Genomic DNA, 5,777 nt, shown 5'->3' with positions numbered 1-5,777 from the left:
AGAAGTCCGGCGGTGTCCTACTCTCCCACAGGGTCCCCCCTGCAGTACCATCGGCGCTGTGAGGCTTAGCTTCCGGGTTCGGAATGTGACCGGGCGTTTCCCTCACGCTATGGCCGCCGTAACACTATTGACGTTTCGGCAACGCACACGTTGAGTGTGGTTGTTTGGTTCCGACCGTACGTCGAGAACCACAAAGTGGACGCGTTCATCTCGCAGAAAGGAGTGTTATCAAGTCATCGGCTTATTAGTACCAGTCAGCTGCACGTGTTGCCACGCTTCCACATCTGGCCTATCAACCCAGTAGTCTGGCTGGGAGCCTCTCGCCCCGAGGGGCATGGAAGTCTCATCTTGAGGCCGGCTTCCCGCTTAGATGCTTTCAGCGGTTATCCATCCCGAACGTAGCTAACCAGCGGTGCTCCTGGCGGAACAACTGGCACACCAGAGGTTCGTCCAACCCGGTCCTCTCGTACTAGGGTCAGATCCTCTCAAACTTCCTACGCGCGCAGCGGATAGGGACCGAACTGTCTCACGACGTTCTAAACCCAGCTCGCGTACCGCTTTAATGGGCGAACAGCCCAACCCTTGGGACCTACTCCAGCCCCAGGATGCGACGAGCCGACATCGAGGTGCCAAACCATGCCGTCGATATGGACTCTTGGGCAAGATCAGCCTGTTATCCCCGAGGTACCTTTTATCCGTTGAGCGACAGCGCTTCCACAAGCCACTGCCGGATCACTAGTCCCGACTTTCGTCCCTGCTCGACCTGTCAGTCTCACAGTCAAGCTCCCTTGTGCACTTACACTCGCCACCTGATTGCCAACCAGGTTGAGGGAACCTTTGGGCGCCTCCGTTACTTTTTGGGAGGCAACCGCCCCAGTTAAACTACCCACCAGGCACTGTCCCTGAACCGGATTACGGTTCGAAGTTAGATATCCAATATGACCAGAGTGGTATTTCAACAATGACTCCACCGTAACTGGCGTCACGGCTTCACAGTCTCCCACCTATCCTACACAAGCCACACCGAACACCAATACCAAGCTGTAGTAAAGGTCACGGGGTCTTTCCGTCCTGCTGCGCGTAACGAGCATCTTTACTCGTAGTGCAATTTCGCCGAGTTCGCGGTTGAGACAGTTGGGAAGTCGTTACGCCATTCGTGCAGGTCGGAACTTACCCGACAAGGAATTTCGCTACCTTAGGATGGTTATAGTTACCACCGCCGTTTACTGGGGCTTAAATTCTCAGCTTCGCCTTGCGGCTAACCGGTCCTCTTAACCTTCCAGCACCGGGCAGGCGTCAGTCCGTATACATCGACTTGCGTCTTCGCACGGACCTGTGTTTTTAGTAAACAGTCGCTACCCACTAGTCTCTGCGGCCACCACACCCTTTCCGGAGCAAGTCCGTATAAGCGGGTGGCCCCCCTTCTCCCGAAGTTACGGGGGCATTTTGCCGAGTTCCTTAACCACGATTCTCTCGATCTCCTTGGTATTCTCTACCTGACCACCTGAGTCGGTTTGGGGTACGGGCGGCTTGAACCTCGCGTCGATGCTTTTCTCGGCAGCATAGGATCACCCACTTTTTATCCGCATCGTGTCTCAGCCTGTATGAGTCACGGATTTGCCTATGACTCGGCCTACGCACTTGCACCAGGACAACCATCGCCTGGCTTGGGCTACCTTCCTGCGTCACACCTGTTAATACGCTAGCCGCACCAGCATAGGGTCGTGTGCTCCACCGGACGGTGAACCCCGAAGGGTTCGATGTCCGGCTTTGGACACTTAGCATTACTGGATTGACTGGGGCGGTTCTTCGCCGGTACGGGAATATCAACCCGTTGTCCATCGACTACGCCTGTCGGCCTCGCCTTAGGTCCCGACTTACCCAGGGAAGATTAGCTTGACCCTGGAACCCTTGGTCTTCCGGAGGACGTGTTTCTCACACGTCTTTCGCTACTCATGCCTGCATTCTCACTCGTGTGGCGTCCACGGCTGGTTTACACCGCCGCTTCACTCGCCACACGACGCTCTCCTACCCATCAACACGGCTGGACCACGAAGGCCTACCACAAATGTCAATGCCACAGCTTCGGTGGCGTGCTTGAGCCCCGTTACATTGTCGGCGCGGAATCACTTGACCAGTGAGCTATTACGCACTCTTTCAAGGGTGGCTGCTTCTAAGCCAACCTCCTGGTTGTCTAAGCAACTCCACATCCTTTTCCACTTAGCACGCGCTTTGGGACCTTAGATGGTGGTCTGGGTTGTTTCCCTCTCGACTATGAAGCTTATCCCCCACAGTCTCACTGCTGCGCTCTCACTTACCGGCATTCGGAGTTTGGCTGACGTCAGTAACCTGGTGAGGCCCATCGGCCATCCAGTAGCTCTACCTCCGGCAAGAAACACGCAACGCTGCACCTAAATGCATTTCGGAGAGAACCAGCTATCACGAAGTTTGATTGGCCTTTCACCCCTATCCACAGCTCATCCCCTCAGTTTTCAACCTAAGTGGGTTCGGCCCTCCACGACGTCTTACCGTCGCTTCAGCCTGGCCATGGATAGATCACTTCGCTTCGGGTCTAGAACATGCGACTGAAACGCCCTATTCAGACTCGCTTTCGCTACGGCTACCCCACACGGGTTAACCTCGCCACATATCACTAACTCGCAGGCTCATTCTTCAAAAGGCACGCTGTCACCCCTACTAAGGAGGCTCCAACGGTTTGTAAGCAAACGGTTTCAGGTACTATTTCACTCCCCTCCCGGGGTACTTTTCACCTTTCCCTCACGGTACTTGTCCGCTATCGGTCATCTGGGAGTATTTAGGCTTATCAGGTGGTCCTGACAGATTCACACGGGATTTCTCGGGCCCCGTGCTACTTGGGATACTCTTCACGCTGCGCACAACATTTCGACTACGGGGCTGGCACCCACTATGGCCCGCCTTTCAAGACGGTTCGTCTATATCGTCACATCACGTCGAACACTCGGCAGAATGTTCAAAAGAGTCCCGCAACCCCGGGCATGCAACGCCTGCCGGCTATCACACACACCCGGTTTAGCCTCATCCGCTTTCGCTCGCCACTACTCACGGAATCACTGTTGTTTTCTCTTCCTGTGGGTACTGAGATGTTTCACTTCCCCACGTTCCCTCTACCCGCCCTATATATTCAGGCGGGAGTCACCAGGTCGCACAAACGCCTGGCGGGGTTTCCCCATTCGGACATCCTCGGATCAACACTCGCTTATCAATTCCCCGAGGCTTATCGCAGATTGCTACGTCCTTCTTCGGCTCCAGATGCCAAGGCATCCACCGTTTGCTCTTAAAGACTTGAAATCACATGAGATGAACCAGATCCAGGAAAAGATCTGATTCGGTTTTCTTTAAGATGCTCGCGTCCACTGTGTAGTTCTCAAAGTACGGGCGGTCCCCCACCCCTACTGCCATACGGCAACAGAAGTAAGGGCCGAGAGGTTCAGAACGACCCGAAGGCCGGCCCGGTCCCTCAGGACCCAACAGCGTGCAGGCACCCCACCCTCAGGCCCAGCGTTCCCCCTGCCGAAGCAGCGTACTAACTCAAACCCTCAGGTCGAATGCCATGTCAAATGTTCCACCCATGAGCTCCGGTCACACACATTCGGTGCGAATCCGGCTCTGTCAGACCCGAAGGCCTGCAGTGCTCCTTAGAAAGGAGGTGATCCAGCCGCACCTTCCGGTACGGCTACCTTGTTACGACTTAGTCCTAATTACCGATCCCACCTTCGACAGCTCCCTCCCACAAGGGGTTAGGCCACCGGCTTCAGGTGTTACCGACTTTCATGACTTGACGGGCGGTGTGTACAAGACCCGGGAACGTATTCACCGCAGCGTTGCTGATCTGCGATTACTAGCGACTCCGACTTCATGAGGTCGAGTTGCAGACCTCAATCCGAACTGGGACCGGCTTTTTGGGATTCGCTCCACCTTACGGTATTGCAGCCCATTGTACCGGCCATTGTAGCATGCGTGAAGCCCAAGACATAAGGGGCATGATGATTTGACGTCATCCCCACCTTCCTCCGAGTTGACCCCGGCAGTATCCCATGAGTTCCCACCATTACGTGCTGGCAACATAGAACGAGGGTTGCGCTCGTTGCGGGACTTAACCCAACATCTCACGACACGAGCTGACGACAACCATGCACCACCTGTTCACGAGTGTCCAAAGAGTTGACCATTTCTGGCCCGTTCTCGTGTATGTCAAGCCTTGGTAAGGTTCTTCGCGTTGCATCGAATTAATCCGCATGCTCCGCCGCTTGTGCGGGTCCCCGTCAATTCCTTTGAGTTTTAGCCTTGCGGCCGTACTCCCCAGGCGGGGAACTTAATGCGTTAGCTGCGTCACGGAATCCGTGGAAAGGACCCCACAACTAGTTCCCAACGTTTACGGGGTGGACTACCAGGGTATCTAAGCCTGTTTGCTCCCCACCCTTTCGCTCCTCAGCGTCAGTTACGGCCCAGAGATCTGCCTTCGCCATCGGTGTTCCTCCTGATATCTGCGCATTCCACCGCTACACCAGGAATTCCAATCTCCCCTACCGCACTCTAGTCTGCCCGTACCCACTGCAAGCCCGAGGTTGAGCCTCGGGATTTCACAGCAGACGCGACAGACCGCCTACGAGCTCTTTACGCCCAATAATTCCGGATAACGCTTGCACCCTACGTATTACCGCGGCTGCTGGCACGTAGTTAGCCGGTGCTTTTTCTGCAGGTACCGTCACTTTCGCTTCTTCCCTGCTAAAAGAGGTTTACAACCCGAAGGCCGTCATCCCTCACGCGGCGTTGCTGCATCAGGCTTTCGCCCATTGTGCAATATTCCCCACTGCTGCCTCCCGTAGGAGTCTGGGCCGTGTCTCAGTCCCAGTGTGGCCGGTCACCCTCTCAGGCCGGCTACCCGTCGACGCCTTGGTGAGCCATTACCTCACCAACAAGCTGATAGGCCGCGAGCCCATCCCCAACCGAAAAATCTTTCCACCCGCACACCATGCGGTGACGGGACATATCCAGTATTAGACGCCGTTTCCAGCGCTTATCCCAGAGTCAGGGGCAGGTTGCTCACGTGTTACTCACCCGTTCGCCACTAATCCACCCAGCAAGCTGGGCTTCATCGTTCGACTTGCATGTGTTAAGCACGCCGCCAGCGTTCATCCTGAGCCAGGATCAAACTCTCCGTAAAAAAGAAATGCATACACAACCGGGAAAACGGTCATGCAGCGAGTTTGAAACTGACCAAAAGAGACGAACATCATTGCTGACATTCATATAAATTGATCCAAAGGAATTCTCAACCAACCCCCACAGGGATTGGACGAGGATAATTTGGCATTTGACAAGTGCACGCTGTTGAGTTCTCAAGGATCGGACGCACCCGCACACCCACCCCTCAGGGCAGAGAAGCGCAGGGCAACTTCACAATCTTATATCTTCCCGACCAGGCAGTCAAATCCGACACGCCGTAAGGACCAGGTGAAGACATCCGCCGCCTCAACGAGGCAACCGCTCCAGCTTATCCCAACCAGCGAGCTTGTCAAATCGACGAACCCGAACCGGGAACCACACTCCCCGGGCCTAAGACCCACACCAAGAACCAAAGTCCAAGATGCTGGAGGTGGGTGGTTCGCTACTTGGAGGGGAGCCAGGCCCTTCAGGCCTTCCGCTCAACCGCTTGGGGCGAACAAGTAATAATTTACGCGCCACCCACCACCCCCGCAAATCACCACCACACCCCGGGCGTGTCGCACCCCCGC

At 55.5% G+C, this 5,777-nt stretch carries 3 rRNA genes; all 3 read right to left on the bottom strand.

From position 1 onward, the window contains the following. Positions 1-4: 4 nt before the first annotated feature. The 3 genes from rrf to AB0N59_RS14875 all read right to left on the bottom strand — a co-directional run bounded on the left by rrf (position 5) and on the right by AB0N59_RS14875 (position 5,206). Positions 5-121: ribosomal RNA gene (rrf, locus tag AB0N59_RS14885) — 5S ribosomal RNA — on the bottom strand. 103 nt (positions 122-224) lie between these two features. Next, positions 225-3,330, bottom strand: a 23S ribosomal RNA gene (locus tag AB0N59_RS14880). Positions 3,331-3,681: 351 nt separating this feature from the next. After that, positions 3,682-5,206, bottom strand: a 16S ribosomal RNA gene (locus tag AB0N59_RS14875). The 16S, 23S and 5S rRNA genes sit together here, the layout of an rRNA operon. Positions 5,207-5,777: the final 571 nt, after the last annotated feature.

Source organism: Microbacterium sp. NPDC089321, assembly GCF_040684935.1.
GTDB lineage: Bacteria > Actinomycetota > Actinomycetes > Actinomycetales > Microbacteriaceae > Microbacterium.
This window is presented reverse-complemented; position numbering and strand designations above follow the sequence as displayed.